General features: G+C 57.3%; 21 protein-coding genes. 11 read left to right on the forward strand and 10 right to left on the reverse strand.

All coding sequences use genetic code 11. The annotated features are described in order from the left end of the window. Window positions 1-569: 569 nt before the first annotated feature. Window positions 570-887 (reverse strand): succinoglycan biosynthesis protein exoi, encoded by a 318-nt coding sequence (locus J7U39_RS08265; protein WP_210631299.1) that lies wholly within the window; start codon window positions 885-887, stop codon window positions 570-572. A 351-nt stretch (window positions 888-1,238) separates the two neighbouring features. Between J7U39_RS08265 and J7U39_RS08270 the strand changes: the two genes are divergently transcribed. Continuing rightward, the gene (locus J7U39_RS08270) at window positions 1,239-1,670 is read left to right on the forward strand and encodes a hypothetical protein (protein ID WP_247241733.1); all 432 of its coding nucleotides are present in this window, start codon (window positions 1,239-1,241) and stop codon (window positions 1,668-1,670) included. A gap of 27 nt (window positions 1,671-1,697) precedes the next feature. Here J7U39_RS08270 and J7U39_RS08275 read toward each other — a convergent pair whose 3' ends face one another. From J7U39_RS08275 to J7U39_RS31760, 4 genes are all read right to left on the reverse strand, one after another. Next, complete coding sequence (locus J7U39_RS08275; RefSeq protein ID WP_210631301.1) at window positions 1,698-2,072, reverse strand: thermonuclease family protein; 375 nt, start codon at window positions 2,070-2,072, stop codon at window positions 1,698-1,700. Continuing rightward, window positions 2,069-2,290 carry a hypothetical protein gene (locus tag J7U39_RS31755; protein WP_247241756.1) on the reverse strand — a complete coding sequence of 74 codons (222 nt, stop codon included), beginning with the start codon at window positions 2,288-2,290 and terminating at the stop codon, window positions 2,069-2,071. The genes J7U39_RS08275 and J7U39_RS31755 overlap by 4 nt, the downstream gene beginning before the upstream one ends. A gap of 245 nt (window positions 2,291-2,535) precedes the next feature. Continuing rightward, the gene (locus tag J7U39_RS08280) at window positions 2,536-2,814 is read right to left on the reverse strand and encodes a hypothetical protein (protein ID WP_210631302.1); all 279 of its coding nucleotides are present in this window, start codon (window positions 2,812-2,814) and stop codon (window positions 2,536-2,538) included. Between the two features lie 286 nt (window positions 2,815-3,100). Beyond that, a complete protein-coding gene (locus J7U39_RS31760; RefSeq protein ID WP_247241734.1) occupies window positions 3,101-3,298 on the reverse strand; it encodes a hypothetical protein in 198 nt (65 codons plus the stop codon). Between the two features lie 128 nt (window positions 3,299-3,426). Here J7U39_RS31760 and ligD point away from each other — a divergent pair, with 128 nt between their 5' ends. Together ligD and J7U39_RS08290 are read left to right on the forward strand one after the other, a co-directional pair. Then, on the forward strand, window positions 3,427-4,488 hold the full coding sequence (ligD, locus tag J7U39_RS08285; RefSeq protein WP_210631303.1) for a non-homologous end-joining DNA ligase: 1,062 nt from the start codon (window positions 3,427-3,429) through the stop codon (window positions 4,486-4,488). A 109-nt stretch (window positions 4,489-4,597) separates the two neighbouring features. After that, the gene (locus J7U39_RS08290; RefSeq protein WP_210631304.1) at window positions 4,598-5,014 is read left to right on the forward strand and encodes a hypothetical protein; all 417 of its coding nucleotides are present in this window, start codon (window positions 4,598-4,600) and stop codon (window positions 5,012-5,014) included. A gap of 34 nt (window positions 5,015-5,048) precedes the next feature. Here J7U39_RS08290 and J7U39_RS08295 read toward each other — a convergent pair whose 3' ends face one another. The 3 genes from J7U39_RS08295 to J7U39_RS08305 all read right to left on the reverse strand — a co-directional run bounded on the left by J7U39_RS08295 (window position 5,049) and on the right by J7U39_RS08305 (window position 6,748). Continuing rightward, the gene (locus J7U39_RS08295) at window positions 5,049-5,345 is read right to left on the reverse strand and encodes a CopG family transcriptional regulator (protein ID WP_247241735.1); all 297 of its coding nucleotides are present in this window, start codon (window positions 5,343-5,345) and stop codon (window positions 5,049-5,051) included. A 123-nt stretch (window positions 5,346-5,468) separates the two neighbouring features. Then, window positions 5,469-6,260: a hypothetical protein gene (locus tag J7U39_RS08300; RefSeq protein ID WP_210631306.1), complete on the reverse strand. Its 792-nt coding sequence runs from the start codon at window positions 6,258-6,260 to the stop codon at window positions 5,469-5,471. After that, on the reverse strand, window positions 6,206-6,748 hold the full coding sequence (locus J7U39_RS08305) for a hypothetical protein (protein WP_210631307.1): 543 nt from the start codon (window positions 6,746-6,748) through the stop codon (window positions 6,206-6,208). Before J7U39_RS08305 ends, J7U39_RS08300 begins: the two co-directional genes overlap by 55 nt. Window positions 6,749-7,075: 327 nt before the next feature. Between J7U39_RS08305 and J7U39_RS08310 the strand changes: the two genes are divergently transcribed. Then, a complete protein-coding gene (locus J7U39_RS08310) occupies window positions 7,076-7,486 on the forward strand; it encodes a hypothetical protein (RefSeq protein WP_210631308.1) in 411 nt (136 codons plus the stop codon). Window positions 7,487-7,663: 177 nt separating this feature from the next. Then, window positions 7,664-8,254, forward strand: a complete 591-nt coding sequence (locus tag J7U39_RS08315; RefSeq protein ID WP_210631309.1) for a hypothetical protein — start codon at window positions 7,664-7,666, stop codon at window positions 8,252-8,254. A 60-nt stretch (window positions 8,255-8,314) separates the two neighbouring features. On the opposite strand, the gene J7U39_RS08320 is transcribed toward J7U39_RS08315, so the two are convergent. Further along, window positions 8,315-8,554: a helix-turn-helix transcriptional regulator gene (locus J7U39_RS08320; protein ID WP_210631310.1), complete on the reverse strand. Its 240-nt coding sequence runs from the start codon at window positions 8,552-8,554 to the stop codon at window positions 8,315-8,317. A gap of 126 nt (window positions 8,555-8,680) precedes the next feature. Between J7U39_RS08320 and J7U39_RS08325 the strand changes: the two genes are divergently transcribed. Then, a complete protein-coding gene (locus J7U39_RS08325; protein WP_210631311.1) occupies window positions 8,681-9,544 on the forward strand; it encodes a hypothetical protein in 864 nt (287 codons plus the stop codon). Next, entirely contained in the window at window positions 9,541-9,840 is a 300-nt protein-coding gene (locus J7U39_RS08330) for a hypothetical protein (protein ID WP_210631312.1), read from the forward strand. Before J7U39_RS08325 ends, J7U39_RS08330 begins: the two co-directional genes overlap by 4 nt. A gap of 451 nt (window positions 9,841-10,291) precedes the next feature. Here J7U39_RS08330 and J7U39_RS08335 read toward each other — a convergent pair whose 3' ends face one another. After that, window positions 10,292-11,113 (reverse strand): Ig-like domain-containing protein, encoded by an 822-nt coding sequence (locus J7U39_RS08335; protein WP_210631313.1) that lies wholly within the window; start codon window positions 11,111-11,113, stop codon window positions 10,292-10,294. A gap of 532 nt (window positions 11,114-11,645) precedes the next feature. On the opposite strand from J7U39_RS08335, the gene J7U39_RS08340 reads away from it, so the two are divergent. The 4 genes from J7U39_RS08340 (at window position 11,646) to J7U39_RS08355 (ending at window position 15,940) form a co-directional block, all read left to right on the forward strand. Continuing rightward, a complete protein-coding gene (locus J7U39_RS08340) occupies window positions 11,646-12,746 on the forward strand; it encodes a septal ring lytic transglycosylase RlpA family protein (RefSeq protein WP_210631314.1) in 1,101 nt (366 codons plus the stop codon). Window positions 12,747-12,816: 70 nt separating this feature from the next. After that, window positions 12,817-14,010, forward strand: coding sequence for a D-alanyl-D-alanine carboxypeptidase family protein (locus J7U39_RS08345; RefSeq protein ID WP_210631315.1), 1,194 nt, complete (start codon window positions 12,817-12,819; stop codon window positions 14,008-14,010). A gap of 234 nt (window positions 14,011-14,244) precedes the next feature. Further along, on the forward strand, window positions 14,245-14,925 hold the full coding sequence (gene tmk, locus J7U39_RS08350) for a dTMP kinase (RefSeq protein WP_210631316.1): 681 nt from the start codon (window positions 14,245-14,247) through the stop codon (window positions 14,923-14,925). Beyond that, window positions 14,918-15,940: a DNA polymerase III subunit delta' gene (locus tag J7U39_RS08355; protein WP_210631317.1), complete on the forward strand. Its 1,023-nt coding sequence runs from the start codon at window positions 14,918-14,920 to the stop codon at window positions 15,938-15,940. Before tmk ends, J7U39_RS08355 begins: the two co-directional genes overlap by 8 nt. Window position 15,941 lies beyond the last annotated feature (1 nt).

Genomic DNA, 15,941 nt, shown 5'->3' on the forward strand with positions numbered 1-15,941 from the left:
TTACGCGAACTGGAACTAACTGGCTTTCTCCCGCGATCCGGTGAGTTAACCTCATTGTCCCAATCTGGTTCCGGTACGATTCCGGAAAAAAAAGCCCCGCCGAAGCGGGGCAGTTGACAACACTGGATCGCACAGGAGGAACACCCGTGCTTTCCTGTTACTTCAACGAAAGAGGGACTGACTAGGTTCCCCTGCGACGTTGGGCATAGTTTAACTCAGCTTGGCAAGTGTTATTTGCTTCGCCAGGAAGGTTCTGACTGGAAGCGCAGCAACTTTGCTAAAACCTCCCTGGCGTCCTCTCGACAAGGATGAAGAAAATCTAGCTTGAATATTACCGAGAAAACGACGGACTAAAGTCGGGGCTGTCGGGGGCCGTCGTTTGTGGTGCGGTTCGAGCAGATGCCAGACAAAAAATCCCCGCATTCTCGCGGGGTGAGCACCATGGGGTTATTTTGTAGGCATTGCGCACTTAGGCGCTGCACAACAATGTTGCTCGAAATTCTCTTTAAGGACAATAAGTAGTACTTTATCATTTAGACTTATCGAGTAGCTGTAAGGCCATCTCCGACTTACGATTTCGATTTCCGCCAGCCGGCGGCCCAAGCTTCAAATTCGGAGCAGAACCACCGTTCTCCATATTGGGGACTGATCTTCGTCTGTGCGTAGTATTTCTGCCCCGGCACGTGGAAGATGCGCTCGCCCGTGTCGATGGAGATGTTGCCCTTGATCCTGCATGATAGGCCGGAGCCGCCAGAAGCGCTCCATGAGGCCAGCATGTCGCTCGCGGTCCAGCCGCCGGCCGCACCAAATGCGACCGCGCCGATCACCAAACCTGGCGCCCTGAATAACACCGATCTCCTATGCTGATAGCGATAACCCTGACGCATGCCCCCATCTCCGTCATTTCGCGCGAAGATGGTAACCGTGCTGGAGCACGGCGAATATCTATCCAAAAGGCTTATGCGGCGGTGCTGAAGGTCAATAAGAAGCGCATCACCCAGCTTAATGGACCACTGTGACAAGCGTGGGTTTCTGTTTCACGTTGCCCGCTTTGAAGTTGAGTAACGCATATAATCAGGCATAGTCAGGGCATGCTTGATCTCTCGTTCCCTTGGGCCATCGGTCCCATCCCCATAGCCTTAGCTGCCTGGGCATCTTATGGTCTTTACCGTGCAGTTGTTACTCGCGACGGGGTTACGTGGGCGTCAGTAGTTTCAATGCTTGGGCTGGTGCCATTCATGGCTGCACTCACCGTCTATTTAGTGAAGCCAGTTATCGACCAAACACTTGTGCTGATAATAGCCCAAACTCTCGCTACGGGAGTGTGCTTCTCGCTCGGAAAGCTGCTTTGGTCCGTTCAAAAAACGAAACCTGAACTGTCTCTCAGGCGTCCCGACGGGAACGTGTTTTGCGGTATGTGCATCTGTCTGAGCTTCCTGATTTTCATCGACGGACTTTTCTTTTTATTCCCCAACGCCTGGAAGTGTGAACCTTTCAGAGGAGTCATTGCTAATAAGTGTGTCGGGCAGGAATTGTTTATCGGAGTTCGTGACCTTCCAATCGCAGTTTATTTTTGGGTTCTCATGGGCATTCCCCCACTGGCTGGACTGAGTCTCGGAATCTGGGCGCTGCTTACCGGCGACCGAGGTGCGAAAGACAGTGCCGGCTGAGGTCCGTTGGGTTGGCGGTCGGCTGGCTTAGTCGCACCAATCGTTCCTCAGTTTTGGACTCCAACTGCGAGCGAATCCTTCCGTGAGCAGCTTCTTTCCGATCTCTTCCCCGTTGGTTCGATAGATGTTGACGAGCGGGCGGTGCGACGGCGTCTTGTCCACGGCGCCACTGAAGACGACCCTCAATCCCCTCTCAGCCAAAAGCTCCTTTAGCCTGCCCTTGGCGATCAGCGCCAGTTTCCGTTCCTTGATGCACTTGGCATGACTCCCGATCTCCGGCGTGTCGATGCCCGAGACGAACGGAACACCTTCCCCCAGCAGTCGCATATTCTGCCCGTCGCATTTCACGGTGTCGCCGTCGACTGCTGTCAGCGAGGCGCAGAGGATGAAACCTGCAATCAATTCGGTGTACCTTTCTCCGAGGCCTTGAGCTTTCGTCTCAGCGCCTGTTCCTGTTCATAAGTCTTATGGGGAAAGTGCTCCCAGCACCACCATCGGGTCGGGATTGCGGGTGAGGGGCTGTTACCGAACCCTCCCCATTCCTTGCAGCCGGTCTCTTCGCAATAATGCTCTATGATCACATTAGCGCCAGGTGCCGATGAATGCCCTTCGATACTCAAATCGTCCACTCCCTACTAATCCGGCACAAAGCTGCCGAACCGCAGTTTTCCGGCCTTAGCGCCGCACACCGAGCATTTTAGGCGTCTCTCGACCTCCTTGATCTGCGCATAATGAAGGCTCGCCGGCACCCTATCCATAGAGAATTCACGCCTATCGCCGCATGCTGTACATTCGGCCAAAATTGCGATGTGTTGCGGCGTCGTGTTGACGTAGCCCGGGTCCCAATTCGGCACCTCCAAAAATCTTACCATTTCGGCCCCCGTGCCATGGTTTCAGCCCTCGGCGCGCTCTTGGGCAGGTAGGCAATTGCCACGCGGCGGCTGCCGCAAACCGGGCAGCGCATGCGTTGCGAGAGCATAGCGAGCGGGAAATCGCGCCCTCTTGTCGCCACCAGGGTGACGAGATCCAGCTTATGCTTCCATTGACATTCACGCACGCTCTTCAGCCCCTCACGCTTCCCCCATGCGCATCTGGCGCTGACATCCCATCCTGCGTCCATTGCCTCGCCGATTGTTTCGGCCATGCGTCATCATCCCCTTTCGAGGTCCTTTCTGCCGCATTGTTGTTGAATGCCCCGCCCGAGCGCGTTCCTAATATGTTCTCATGATCGGGCGAGTCAATAATGAATTTGAAGACAACGAAAATAGCCCCGCCGAAGCGGGGCAATTGATCGAAAAAGGGGAAACGAGACCGCGCGTATCTGGGGCGATGTGAGAAGTTGGCTGCGTTGGTTCTCCCGCGCGGTCCCGACGTATTAACGGAAGAGAATGTGTAAGGTTCCTGTACGCTATCGGACAGGAGGTCTGCGATCAGCTTAGCAGCCGCACTAAGGCATCCTCATCCATTACCCCATGCTGGTATGACCTAATGATCATGCTGGCTAGGTCCTCGCGCTCGGCATTTGAGACGAGCGGTCTGGCTGAGATGATGCGGTCATATACCCTCTGACAGAGGGCCAGTTCAGCGTTGTTCAGCGCGCATCGTGACACGGGCTGCAACGGGGTCATCGTCGTTTACCTTCTCAAAATAGACGCGCTCAACCCCGAGCGTATCGCTAGTTTCTGCTCGCCACGATCCAAGTCAATAATCAATCTGGGCCAATTGCTTTTTAAGGCGTTGCTGATGAACTGCCGGCATGACAAAGCCGCCTCGCAAGCCTTCCCAGCCGCTGCTCGGTGCCGCTGACGCACCGCTCCGCAGTCGGCCGCGTAAGAAGCGTGACCCGGCACAGCATCAGCTCACTCTCGACCCGATGCCGGCGCGCATCGACCCTTGCCTCGCGTTGTTGAAGCCGCGGCCGCCGAAAGGCCGGCAATGGGCGTTCGAGGTGAAATGGGATGGCTACCGCCTGGCCGTTCATATCGAACCGAAGGGCGTCAGGATCCTGACCCGCGGCGGCCATGACTGGACCGACCGCTTCCCCGCCATCGTGGCCGAGGCGAAACGTCTTTCTGTCTCTACGGCAATATTGGATGGCGAGGCTGTTGTATTTGACGAGGCGGGCCGGTCTGACTTTGGCAAGCTTCAGCAATCGCTCGGCGGCCGCGGCGGAAAGCGGACATCATGGGAATCAGTCTGCATGGTCTTCGACATCCTCTATCTCGATGGTCATGACCTCACGGAAACCGAGTTCACCGCGCGGCGTCATCTCCTCGAGGGGATAGTCCCGGCCGGCGGGGAGGAAGCGGTCCGTTTATCCGAGGAGATCGAGGCGGATGGCGAAACGCTCCTGCGCATCGCTTGCGAGCATGGGCTCGAGGGCATCATCGCGAAGGATCGGAACAGCACCTATCGCAGCGGCCGCGGCGGCGAATGGCAGAAGATCAAATGCATCCAGAGCGACGGCTTCGCCATTGTTGGCTATCAGAGGTCCAGCTCGGCGTTCGGGAATATCGGCGCGCTGCTGCTTGCCGCGCGGAGGGACGGCCAACTGGTCTATGTCGGATCGGTCGGGACTGGCTTTAATGCAAGCGAGGCGCTGAAGCTTCGCGCTGCGATGGATAAGATGAAGGTGTCGGCGCCGGCGGTGAGATATTCCGGCGGGCGCAAGAACCTGATCTGGATCAAACCTACACTCGTCGCTGAAATCGAATATCGAGCCTGGACGCATGACGGGAAGTTGCGGCACCCGTCATATAAGGGGCTGCGGGAAGCGGCTGACGGGGTGACCGTTTACGAGATACCGGCTGAAGCCTGAGTGGCCCATCAGGGCCAGCATAATTCGAAAAGCATTCAGCTTAGACATTGAGAGCGCAGGTTATATTTGGTATATTGGAACCTTTTCTTCAATATGAGGAGGGTTAGACATGACATTTATGATTAAATGGCCTGTGCATCTTAATCCAGATGAGGAAACGATAAAGAAAATGCTCGAAGAGTCACTTCCGAGGATCATTGATTATCCTATCGACAAATACATCGGACTTGATCCGCCAAGGCAAAAGGAAGTAATGGATTCGGTTGTTGACAGCTTGCAAGAGCTTCAGTCTCAGATTCCCCAGAGTGCCGATGTTTTACAAGCAGCAGTTCAGGGTATTACTGATGCGCACATAGAGGGCAAGGAGACCGGAACGTATAGCCATGAGGGAGCAGCAATCGGCTGCCTCGTCGGAGCGGCCATAGGAGGAGCTTTTGGTGGTTTTGCTGGTGCCAGCTTCGGTTGCACTGGGGGGGGCCTGATAGGGCGTGCCATCGGCGAGCGGCGGAAATTCGCATTGCAATAGCTCCGCCCTATGGTGTGTTCTCAACACGGTATAGCTAGCCACTAGAGGGCGACGATTCCATCAACGTTGCCCTCTCGTCCAGCTCGTGCACCGGCAGATAGGTGTTCTTCTCCATCCACTCCCGGACGATATACCTGATAGCGTCCTCGCGCGTCAGCACCAGCTCGCTCGAGACATTCCGCAGGGCTTCTTCAGTATCGTCATCGAGCACGATCAACCCTGAATTCCGCAACTGCAGCGCGGCGCGGCGCAGGATGATCAGCAAATCCCGGGCGGAAATTTCGACTATGCGGTTGGCGGCGTCCTCGAGGAGGGCCGCGAAGTCTGGCATCGTAGTGGGCTTCCGCATGAGTCCTTCGGCATCTTTATTCTTTATTCGGCTGATATTTGTAGATCGCCGCAGATGCTTGAGCCGGAACTTCACCGCATCGCGGGTCGATGATAATGTTCGACTTTAAGCCGCTGAACGGTACTCAGTCACACCGGCCTTCGCCGCAAACACTGCGTCCGCGGACGAAGACAGGATTCGGCGAAGAGCAGCGTCAGTCCGGTCGTAATCGGCCAGTACTATCGCTGTTCTGGGGCGCTCGAACATCGCCGAAATGTCACCCATCTTCATATGCGCTGAAGCAACAGAAGAATGCGCGGGCGTAACAAACTCGAACACCGCATTGACCCTTTGATCTTCGATGATCGCAGCGCCAACATCCCAGTTCTTCGAAGTCCCCCGAACTGTCGCGTCGAACACAGCGAGCTTTCCAAACGCCTCAGTAATCCGATTAACGAACAGTTCCCGAGAAACTTTGACCTTGTGGCGATCAAGCGCTGTCAGAGTGCGGTCAACTGATACTGAGGATGCATTCGCAATGAGTGCGACAGCCGCCGGAAGCTGATGGCTTTTGGCCTTAAGAATAAAGAAAGAGCGTTGATCGTATTCAACGGAGAACCGCTTTGCAACATCACTGGCCACCCGCGAAAAGACGTGGCCGGCGCCGAACATGTCGGCGTTCAAACACGCCTGGCCGTCGTCGGACACAAAAAAATTTCCCTTGTCCTCATCAAGTCTGACGACAACACCAGAGCCATTCGGATATGTGACGGCCGTGGTGATGTAAGCTGTTCGGCCATCCACCACTGCATGCGAAAGCGACCGCGCAACTTCGTCCGCGATGACCTGCAGGTTTTCGTTCGTTAAACCAATTGAGGCGACCATGGCGGCGGCGGTACGTCCTTCATGCTGGGGCATTTCCAAACTTGCCCGCAAAAGTAAAGATACTCTGCAAATGTGGTAACATTCTGAGGTAAAGGAAGTGCTATCCCGATCTTCTTTTGGAAGAAGATATCCACGTCCAACCCCCTGTTCATGGGGTAAGGATGCCACCTATCATAATAGGTGGCAAGGCTATGTTCTTCGTTGTCGATCCTCGGGTTATGATGCGGTTTCAATGGTTTCCATTCTACGGGATTGAGTCGGACGGTTCGGTTGCCGGTAGCCGCCGACCGTATTTCGATCTGCCCGTAGACGTTGCTCTCCCAAACTGATGCTGGTGTGGTCAATCGGACGGAGGCGCCGCCGCCGAGCCTTCCATTCAAACGGACTGATGTCGTCCATTGAAGCGTGCCGCTGGGTCGGTGCAATATTTTCTCCCAATCAACAACCGAATCCAGTTCTTTGTCGGCAGCGTCGACCATGTCCAAATGGTCAAAAAAGCGCGCTAGCTGTTCTGGCGTCAATGCTTGGTTCCCCTGCACCTGGCGACGTATTCCGCGTTAGCGACATGGCAAATCGCTGCACGAGAGCTCCCCCCTGTCGTTGCTTCTTCCTGCCGCACCTTCGATCGGGGATTTAAGTTTAAATCTCGCGTAAGAGTCGAGTCCCTGGTTAGGCGTTTTTTTGCGACGCTCGCAAACACCTGCCGTCGGCAGAATGCTCGCATCAAGCCATTTAAGAAGCCAGCCATAACTCCGCGTTATCGTTGACCTGGTAAACTCCATCAACAATATCGCAACACTGCCGTTTCAAGTTCAAATGGCCAGAGTGGGACAATAGGGTTTGGGTCTGTGAACCAGGTATTAAAATTCATTACGTCGCTGTTTATGGGAACGCTGCAGGAACGCTTCGCCAACGCTAAGATGATTTCTGACTATGTGGGCATGATAATCCGGTTAACTGCTATGGTCATTCTCACAAAATTCACTCAAGCTTCTCTTCCTTCGCTCGGGTTCGAAGCCAACGCCGCTGCGTCGCTATCGATCATGACGGTTCTCTATGGCATCTGTCTGCTGCTCCTCGTGTCGGTAATGACCGTTCCGTACGGAATTGCTGAGACGGCTATTTTTAAGAATTCGCGGAGGGGAATCGCGGGGTTTTTCTTTTTCTTGATGTCGGGCGTAATAGCCGTCGTTTTCTCCTACGGAATGATGGGCTTGGCTGGAATGTTAGCTATCGCAGTCATGCAAGGGATGAAATAAGGGGAGCCTATTACATTGCGGTGGAACCAGTGCGTCTGGACATCATCGTCAACAAAGGCAGCGTTCGTCCGGCAAGGTTCAGTCCCGTGGAGCTGCATTGTGGAAAACAGGGATAACCAAGAATGTGATTAGCTCTTCTGGCGACTTTGGCATGGGTTGTTCCCAGGAGGTAACGCCATGTCACTCGCCTATTTCGCCCGAAATGCCGCCAGCGCGGTGCGCGCGCGAAAGCGGATACGCCGGGAGGGATATAACATGCGGGGACACAAACTTTGGAGTGAGGCAGAGGATGCTGTCGTTCGTAAATTCGCGCCGGATTACGCCAAGATTCACAAGAAGCTCCCACATCGGACACTTGTAGCGATTGGCACAAGATGCCGCCGGCTTGGCCTGAAGCAAAGGTTCCAGCACATTTATAGTGCTTCTGAAATTTCCAAACTGCGCCGCCTCTACGCTCGAGCGTCGAAAGAGGAAATATGTGCCGCGTTCCCTCATTCTACATGGATAAATATCCAACAGGTTGCCCGCTATCATCACATTCGCAGAGACCGCTGCAAGAATTATTGCCTGACTGGCTTCCCCACGCTAGACGAAGTTAGACGACGCTGCCGCGAGATAAGATGGTCGATGCCAGACCTCGACAAGGCGGCAAAGACGGGTACCTATTTCAGTCGGGCGGGATGGATCGGGAAAAAGATCAATCATCGAGCTTTGGGGCGCGCCATAGAAGCTCTCGACGGAGTCGTGAAAGCCGATTGGAACGAATAATCCGCCTTGGCCAGCTATCGAAGCAGGCGGCCTAACTGACTTTTTGGGAGTGCCATGGCCTCATTCCTTGCCGCCCAAGCGGACGCCTGGACGGCCATGATTGAGAAATTCGACACCCTCGGTCTCCAAGACTTTCTGAACAATCTGAACATTTGCCGCTCGGCCGGCTATCGGTCCGTTTCCGGCGCTCTCCATATTGCGTATTGTGTTGACGTTTAGTCCTGCCTTTTCTGCGAGTTCCTTCTGCTCGATTTCAGCCAGAATTCGCGCGGCCTTTAACTGATTTCCGGTCGTTAGCATCCAAAATTATCCCTCGAAACGATAAATCTGGTTATAGCACCTATTTTCCATTTGACAAAACTAGTTTTCATAACTAGGTTAATGGTCATAGTTAATTCCCGACTTGTCTCACATAGGAGATCGAACGTGCAGAACTATACGGTTCTGGCAGCCGCCGAAGGCTTGCCTTGTGCTACTCGCCGCGCCCTTCTTTTCGGCCTTGCCGCCGCGTCGACTACCGCCGCGATCGCTGTTGCGCCTGACGCGCAAGGCGCCGACGTTGTCCAGACCCAATCGCTTGCCCATCAGGCTGAGAACCCGGAACTGGTGACAGCGTACCAAAAATTTAACGCTGCATGCACGGAACTGAAAAAGGCTCATGATGAGCTGGAGTGGTTGGCGGACGAGTGGCGGCATCAGTGGCCGTTAGCACCGGAGGAGTTGCTGCTTGGGGCGAACGCGCAGGATGGTCGGTACACAGTGCCCGCTGAGCGCGACATCATCGGTCGCTATCTCGTCCGGGATACGAGCGAGCTTACCAAAAGATTCCCGGCCAAATTCCGCCGGGAATTTCGGAAGACATGCTTCACGCTCCGGACCTCGCAGGATGAGCGTGAACGTCTGCGGACGTGGCTACAGCGTACTCCAACTGGAAGAACCGCAAAATCACTGGAAGAAAGCCGGGCGTTTCGCTTGAAGGCAATGAAAGAGTGCGAGCTGCGCATTCAGTTAGCCGAGCGGTACGAGGCCGAGACCACGCGGATCCGCAGGATCTCGGGGGCTGACGCTGCGCAACAGCGTGTAAAGGACGCTGACGCTCAAGTTTATGAAGCTGCAGATGAGGTTTCCCGCTGCCAAGCTCGCACTGTCGCCGGCTTCAAAATGAAAGCCGATGCTCTTGCCATCACCGCGAGCGGGCTCATCACACTCACCGGCTCCGACAGCCCTCTCGGTCAGATCGCGCGCTTTGTGAACGCTGTCGCTGAATTTGCCGGGAGGGCATCCGTATGAGCCCGATGATCCAGGAGCTGCGCCGCGAAATCGTTGAGGCATGCATCGAGGAGTTGATCGCGCTCCTGGATCTTCTCGACGGCGATCCAGATCTCGAGGACACTGGCGACCTGGAACCGTCCATCTGTAGCACCCCGCAATTCGTCGGCGACCAGTGCATCTACGACTTGGAACTCGATGACTGTGACTACGAAGAAGGCGGTGACGACGAAGACACGCTCGGCTGGGCAAACCCCATGGGCTTACGTGTCCACGTTGCGGACGAAGCCCGGCAGCTCATAGCAGCTACTAAGTAGACCTTGAGGGCGGATGACACCGAAAAGCGAACGGATCAGCTGAAGGCTGCATCTGCTCGCTTCCAAGAAAAGGAATGGTTCGCGTTAGTGAACGCTACCAGAACACATTGCTACCATTTTGCTACCCAACTCGGTAGCACGCCCAATCACAACAGCGGACATCACGGGACGCACTGACGAATGAACTCTGAAAACAAGGGGCTTTGACGGACATATCAGGACGGGGAGGGACAGCGGAAACCGAATTTCAAGACCGGTTCCTTAAACCACTCGGACACTCTTCCAAGTGTTTGGGAAGCCTGAAGAAAGCCAGTTTCGGTCTTTCCGGTGGATCGGTGGTTTCTGCCGATTTGCTGCCCATTCACTCACAGGCCGGCTTTTTAGCAGCTTTGATGGCAGCGTCAACTTGTTCTGCAGCGAAGCGGCTTTGACAGCCGCTTCTCTGCCGCCGTCAGACCAGGACGGTGAAGTTGTCAAATGCGAGTTGCGGAAAGCCCGTCGGCTCGACGTCGGGTTGAATATCGAATCGGACAAAATCGACCGCTCCCAAGGCTGCCAGAGAGATATGCTGGCCATCGGCGATGGTGTCACCATAGACCGTCAGCGACATCTCACTCACCTTGTTGCCACCGACATAACCCTCGAAGGTTACGAGGGCATCGACACCTTCATAGGCGGGGTCGAAATTGGTTGCGACATCGACGCCCTCTATCGTGAAGAGCTTGCCGTCAACGCGTTCGAAAAACGGATTGTAGGGATTGGTGACGACGTACTCGTTGCCGCCGGATTCGGCGACCGTCCAAAGGTTGCCATCGAGTTTGTCGCCAAATTTGAATCCTGCATAACCGGAGGCGACGTCAGGCAGCCCGGGATATTCCGTGGGAGCATTCTCGAAATCGATGGAATACTGTCCTTGCGGAGGAGTGTGGACTCCGATGTTGAGGCTGCCGACATCCGTGCCGCCTTTTCCATCGGAGATCTTGAATGAAAAATTCTCGCCGAAGATCCCGCCGGGCTCAAGCGCGCTCGGATCATTGACCGTGTAACTATAGCTGCCGTTGCTCCAGATCGTCAGCGTTCCGTGCTCACCCGCGATGGTAAGATATCCCGGCTCGCCCGCCTTGTTAGGAATTCTCATTCCGTTGACGAACTGAACCTGAAGCAGATCGCCGTCGGAATCCGAGGCGTTGTCGAGAAGGTTTCCTTCGATGGCCTCCGCTGGTGCGTAGTCGTGGACCGACACGTCAGGCACTATTGGTTTGTGATTTGCCATGGCTCGTCTCCTAAAGATGAGCGTGGAAAGGACGTCAGGCTGCGACCCGAACGCTGCAAATAAACTTTCTACTCCCCTTTGAGTCAAGCAACAAACTACACGCCCTAAGGGAGTGATGGCCGATGCCGTTGCTGTGAAGGACACGTAAACAAGAGAGCAAAAGCCAATCTACTGCCTTGGGATGAAGGCTGCAGTTGCAGCCGGCGTCCGGAGAACAGCTGCTGCTGTCGTCGGTGTCTCGATCCGGTACTTCCCGACCTCTAGAATCCCGCCAACATTTACCATGTGCCCCGCATCGGCACGCCGATTTCGGCTCTCATTGCAATAGCGAGAGGGCAGGGCAGCAGGCCTCGTGTTGGCAATTCATTAACCATAATCATTGGAATTGTCGCTATCGCTGCGAAATCGTTCGTATATTTGCCATGAACTCACCAAGATTAAAGTCTCGTTAGGTGGGCGGGGATAAGGCGTTGTTGACCCAGGATGGGGCAGAGTTCCTTAACCATAACGATCTTTGAGCGGCGTGGGGCACATGAAACTGGAATACGGGGCGTCTTTCGCAACGACAGCACGGTGGCTGGCGATATCGGCGATGTGTGCGACGGTTGCGGCGTGCGGCACGACACAGGCCGTGCCGAAGAAAAGAGCCCACGGCAAGGAATATTTCTCTGAATCCGAATATGGCGTGAAAGCCAGCCCCCGCGTCGCCACCGGCAACAATATCCCGAAGGGCGGCGGCCGCTACATGGTCGGCAACCCCTATGAGGTGAAGGGCAAGTGGTACTATCCGAAGGAAGACTTTGCCTATAACAAGGTCGGCGTCGCCTCCTGGTACGGCTCAGCCTTTCACGGACGCCTGACGGCGAATGGTGAAGTCTACGACCAGATGCATCTTTCTGCCGCGCATCCGACGTTCCCGCTGCCGAGCTACGCCCGCGTCACCAATCTCGAGAACGGCTCCTCCATCGTCGTCCGCGTCAACGATCGCGGCCCCTATCACGAGGGCCGCATCATCGACCTTTCCAACAAGACGGCCGACATGCTGGATCTGCAGCACAGCGGCACCGGCAAGGTGCGCGTGCAATATGTCGGCCGCGCCCGCATGGACGGCCATGACATGCCCTATCTGATGGCCTCCTACGTGCCGAAGGGCAGCCGCATCCCCGGCGTCAATCCGGAAGGGCAGATCGCATCCGGCGTGATGGTCGCCTCCAACAGCCGCAAGATCACCCGCGATCAGCTGCAGAACGCGGAAGACTACGAGACGCCGGCGAATGTGCCGGTGCCGTTGTCGGCGACCTCCTATGCGGGTTCGACGCCGAGCGCACGCTACAATGCGGCGCCCGGCCTTGCGCCGGCAGCCCATGTTCTGGTGGCGCCTTCAGCTGCTTCCTCCAATGCCACGCCAGGCGTCGATCGGATGGTCGTGCTGCCGGAGATCGGTCCGATGCCCTATGAGCGGCCCTATGGCGGTTCGCAAGACTCCCTAGCGCTCGGCTACCAGAACGAGGCGGTAAAGACGGTGACGGTCGATCTCGCCTTCGACGCGGTGATGGTGCGCAATGACGGGCTGACGCAGGCCTCGATCCTTGCCTCGGCCAAGCGCCAGCAGGCAAAATCGGCAGCGCATTGAGCATGGCGATTGCGTCGAATTTCGCCGCGCTCTAACCTTCTCAAAACGCCGTTGACCGATGGGAGTTGCGATGCTGAGGCCCGTGCTTCGCCTGCTTGCATGCCTGATGCCGCTCGCCGCCGGCGCACACGCCGCCGACGGGGGCGCTGCCGGTTTCGCCACCAAGGCAGCGCAGGCCTATATGATCGAGGCCTCCACCGGCACGGTGCTTCTCGCCAAGAATGAGGATCAGAGCTTTTCGCCGGCTTCGCTCGCCAAGCTGATGACGATGGATCTGGTCTTCGATGCCGTGACCAAGGGCCAGATCACGCTCGATACCGAATATCCCGTTTCCGAATATGCCTGGCGCACCGGCGGCGCGCCGTCGCGGACAGCAACGATGTTTGCCGCTCTCAAATCACGCGTGCGCGTCGAGGATCTGATCAAGGGTGTCGCGATCCAGGGCGCCAATGACAGCTGCATCATCCTCGCCGAGGGGATGGCCGGAAGCGAGCAGCAATTCGCGCAGTCGATGATCCGCCGCGCCCGCGAGCTCGGCATGGAGAAAGCGGTGTTCGGCAATTCCACCGGCCTTCCGGACGGCAAGAGCAAAGTGACGGCGCGTGAGATGGTGACGCTTGCCGCCGCTCTCCAGCAGTCCTATCCCAATCTCTATCCTTACTTTGCGCAGCTGGATTTCGAATGGAACAAGATCTTCCAGCGCAACCGCAATCCGCTGCTCGGGCTCGATCTCGGCGCCGACGGGCTTGCGACCGGCTTTGCCGAGGGAGAAGGTTATTCGATCGTCGCATCGGTCCAGCGCGACGGCCGGCGGCTATTTCTGGCGCTTGCCGGCATCGCTTCCGACAAGGAACGGACGGAGGAGGCCAAACGCGTGCTCGAATGGGGGCTGACGGCCTTCGAGAGCCGTCAGATCTTCACCGAGCATGAAGTGATTGGCGCGGCCAGCGTCTATGGCGGCTCGGCGCCCACCGTCGATCTCGTCGCCAAAGTGCCGGTCAGTGTCTATATTCCGATCAGCAACCCCGACCGGCTTTCGGCGCGCGTCGTCTATCGCTGGCCGCTGACGGCGCCCGTAAAGCCGGATTATCAGGCCGGCACGCTCAGGATTTTCGCCGGTAGCCGGCTGCTCAGGGAGGTGCCGCTCTATACCGCGCAGGCGGTCGGGGAGGGCTCGCTCAGCAGCCGGGCGGTCGACGCCATGCTGGAACTCGGCGAATCGCTGTTCTTCTCCTGGCTCTGGGACAAGTCCGCTGGCGGCTGAACGTGTTATGCCCATCGCGAGCCCAAGATCAGGCTCTTGCGGATAGCGCTTCCTTTCCCGCATACCGTTGCCGCACAGTCATGTTCCAGACTTGAATGCCTGACCTTCTGATACAATTTGCCGGGGAAGGTGATTGTGTCGCCGCCGCGAAAGGTTTTCCTTCCCGATGTCTTCGGATAGATAGAAGAGGCGGGGCGCCCGTGCGTGCGGCGTCCGGAATGCGGGAAGTTGTCATTGTCATCCGGTACGGGACTGTTCGTTACGTTTGAGGGCGGGGAAGGCGCGGGGAAATCGACGCAGATCCGCCGCCTCGCCGAGGCGTTGAAAGGCGAAGGGCATGAAGTGCTGGTGACACGGGAACCGGGCGGATCGCCGGGCGCGGAGGCCGTCCGCCACGTGCTTCTGTCGGGCGCTGCCGAGGCCTTCGGCACCCGGATGGAGGCCATCCTCTTTGCGGCAGCCCGCAACGATCATGTCGAAGAGGTGATCCGGCCGGCCCTGACGTCAGGCAAGATCGTGCTCTGCGACCGCTTCATGGATTCCTCGCGTGTCTACCAGGGCATCACCGGCAATCTCGAGCCCGATTTCATCGAGACGCTGCAGCGGATCGCCATCAACGGCGTCATGCCGGATTGCACCTTGATACTGGATATTCCCGCGAAGATCGGCCTCGAGCGGGCGCAGAAACGCAGCGCTTCGGAAGGTCCCGATCGCTTCGAAAAGGAGCGGCTCGAAACGCACGAAAAACGACGCGAAGCCTTTCTCGATATCGCCGCCCACGAGCCGGAGCGCTGCCACGTGGTCGACGCCATGCAGACGGAAGAGGCGATCGCCGCCGAAATCCTGGCGATCGTCAAGCGGCTGATGTCGCCCCCAGACCGCGCTCGGATGCCGGAAGCAGCCCATTATGAGTGAAGATCGGCCGGGACTGCTGGACGGCGCCATCTGGCCCGCCGAAAATACCAGGCTGTTTGGCCATGAGGAGGCGGAATCCTTCCTTGCCCAGTCCTACCGATCCGGCAAGGGCCATCACGCCATCCTGATCGAAGGGCCGGAGGGCATCGGTAAGGCGACGCTCGCCTTCCGCTTCGCCAACCACGTGCTCTCGCATCCCGATCCCGACGCGGCGCCGGAGAAGATCGCCGATCCGGATCCCGCCTCGGCGGTCAGCCGGCAGATCGCCTCCGGCGCCTCGCACAACCTCCTGCATCTCGCCCGGCCGGTGGACGAAAAGACGGGCAGGGTGAAATCGGCGATCACCGTCGACGAGGTGCGCCGCGCCGGCAAGTTCTTTTCGCAGACCTCAGGCACCGGCAACTGGCGAATCGTCATCATCGACCCGGCTGACGACATGAACCGCAATGCGGCCAATGCCATTCTGAAGATCCTCGAGGAGCCGCCGAAGCGGGCGCTGTTTCTGGTGCTTTCGCACGCACCCGGGCGGTTGTTGCCGACGATCCGCTCGCGCTGCCTGCCGCTGAAACTAGCGCCGCTTGCCGACGAAGGACTCGTTGCCGCCCTTGCCCATCTCGGCATAGCAGGCGAGGGCAGTGTGCTTTCGGCGGCCAAGGGCAGCGTCGGCGAAGCCTTGAAGCTCTTGAACTATGGCGGCAGCGAAATCATCGCCGGTTATGACGAGGTGCTTTCCGCCGAGGGGCCAGCCGCCCGCAGGGCGATGCACCGGCTGGCCGAGGCGCTCTCGGGCAAGGAAAGCGATACGATTTTCGATTTCTTCGTCAGCCACGTCGGCGACGACATCATGAGCCGCGCTCGCGCGGCGGCAGGCGAGGGACAGATCGCCACGGCCGAACGGCTGGCACGGCTCTACTCGGAGGTTACCGAGCGACTTACCGTCTCCGATGCCTATAATCTCGACCGCAAGCAGACGATCATCAGTATCCTCGCCGATATCAAGCAGCCAAGATTCTAGC

Source organism: Rhizobium sp. NLR16a (assembly GCF_017948245.1).
Lineage (GTDB): Bacteria > Pseudomonadota > Alphaproteobacteria > Rhizobiales > Rhizobiaceae > Rhizobium.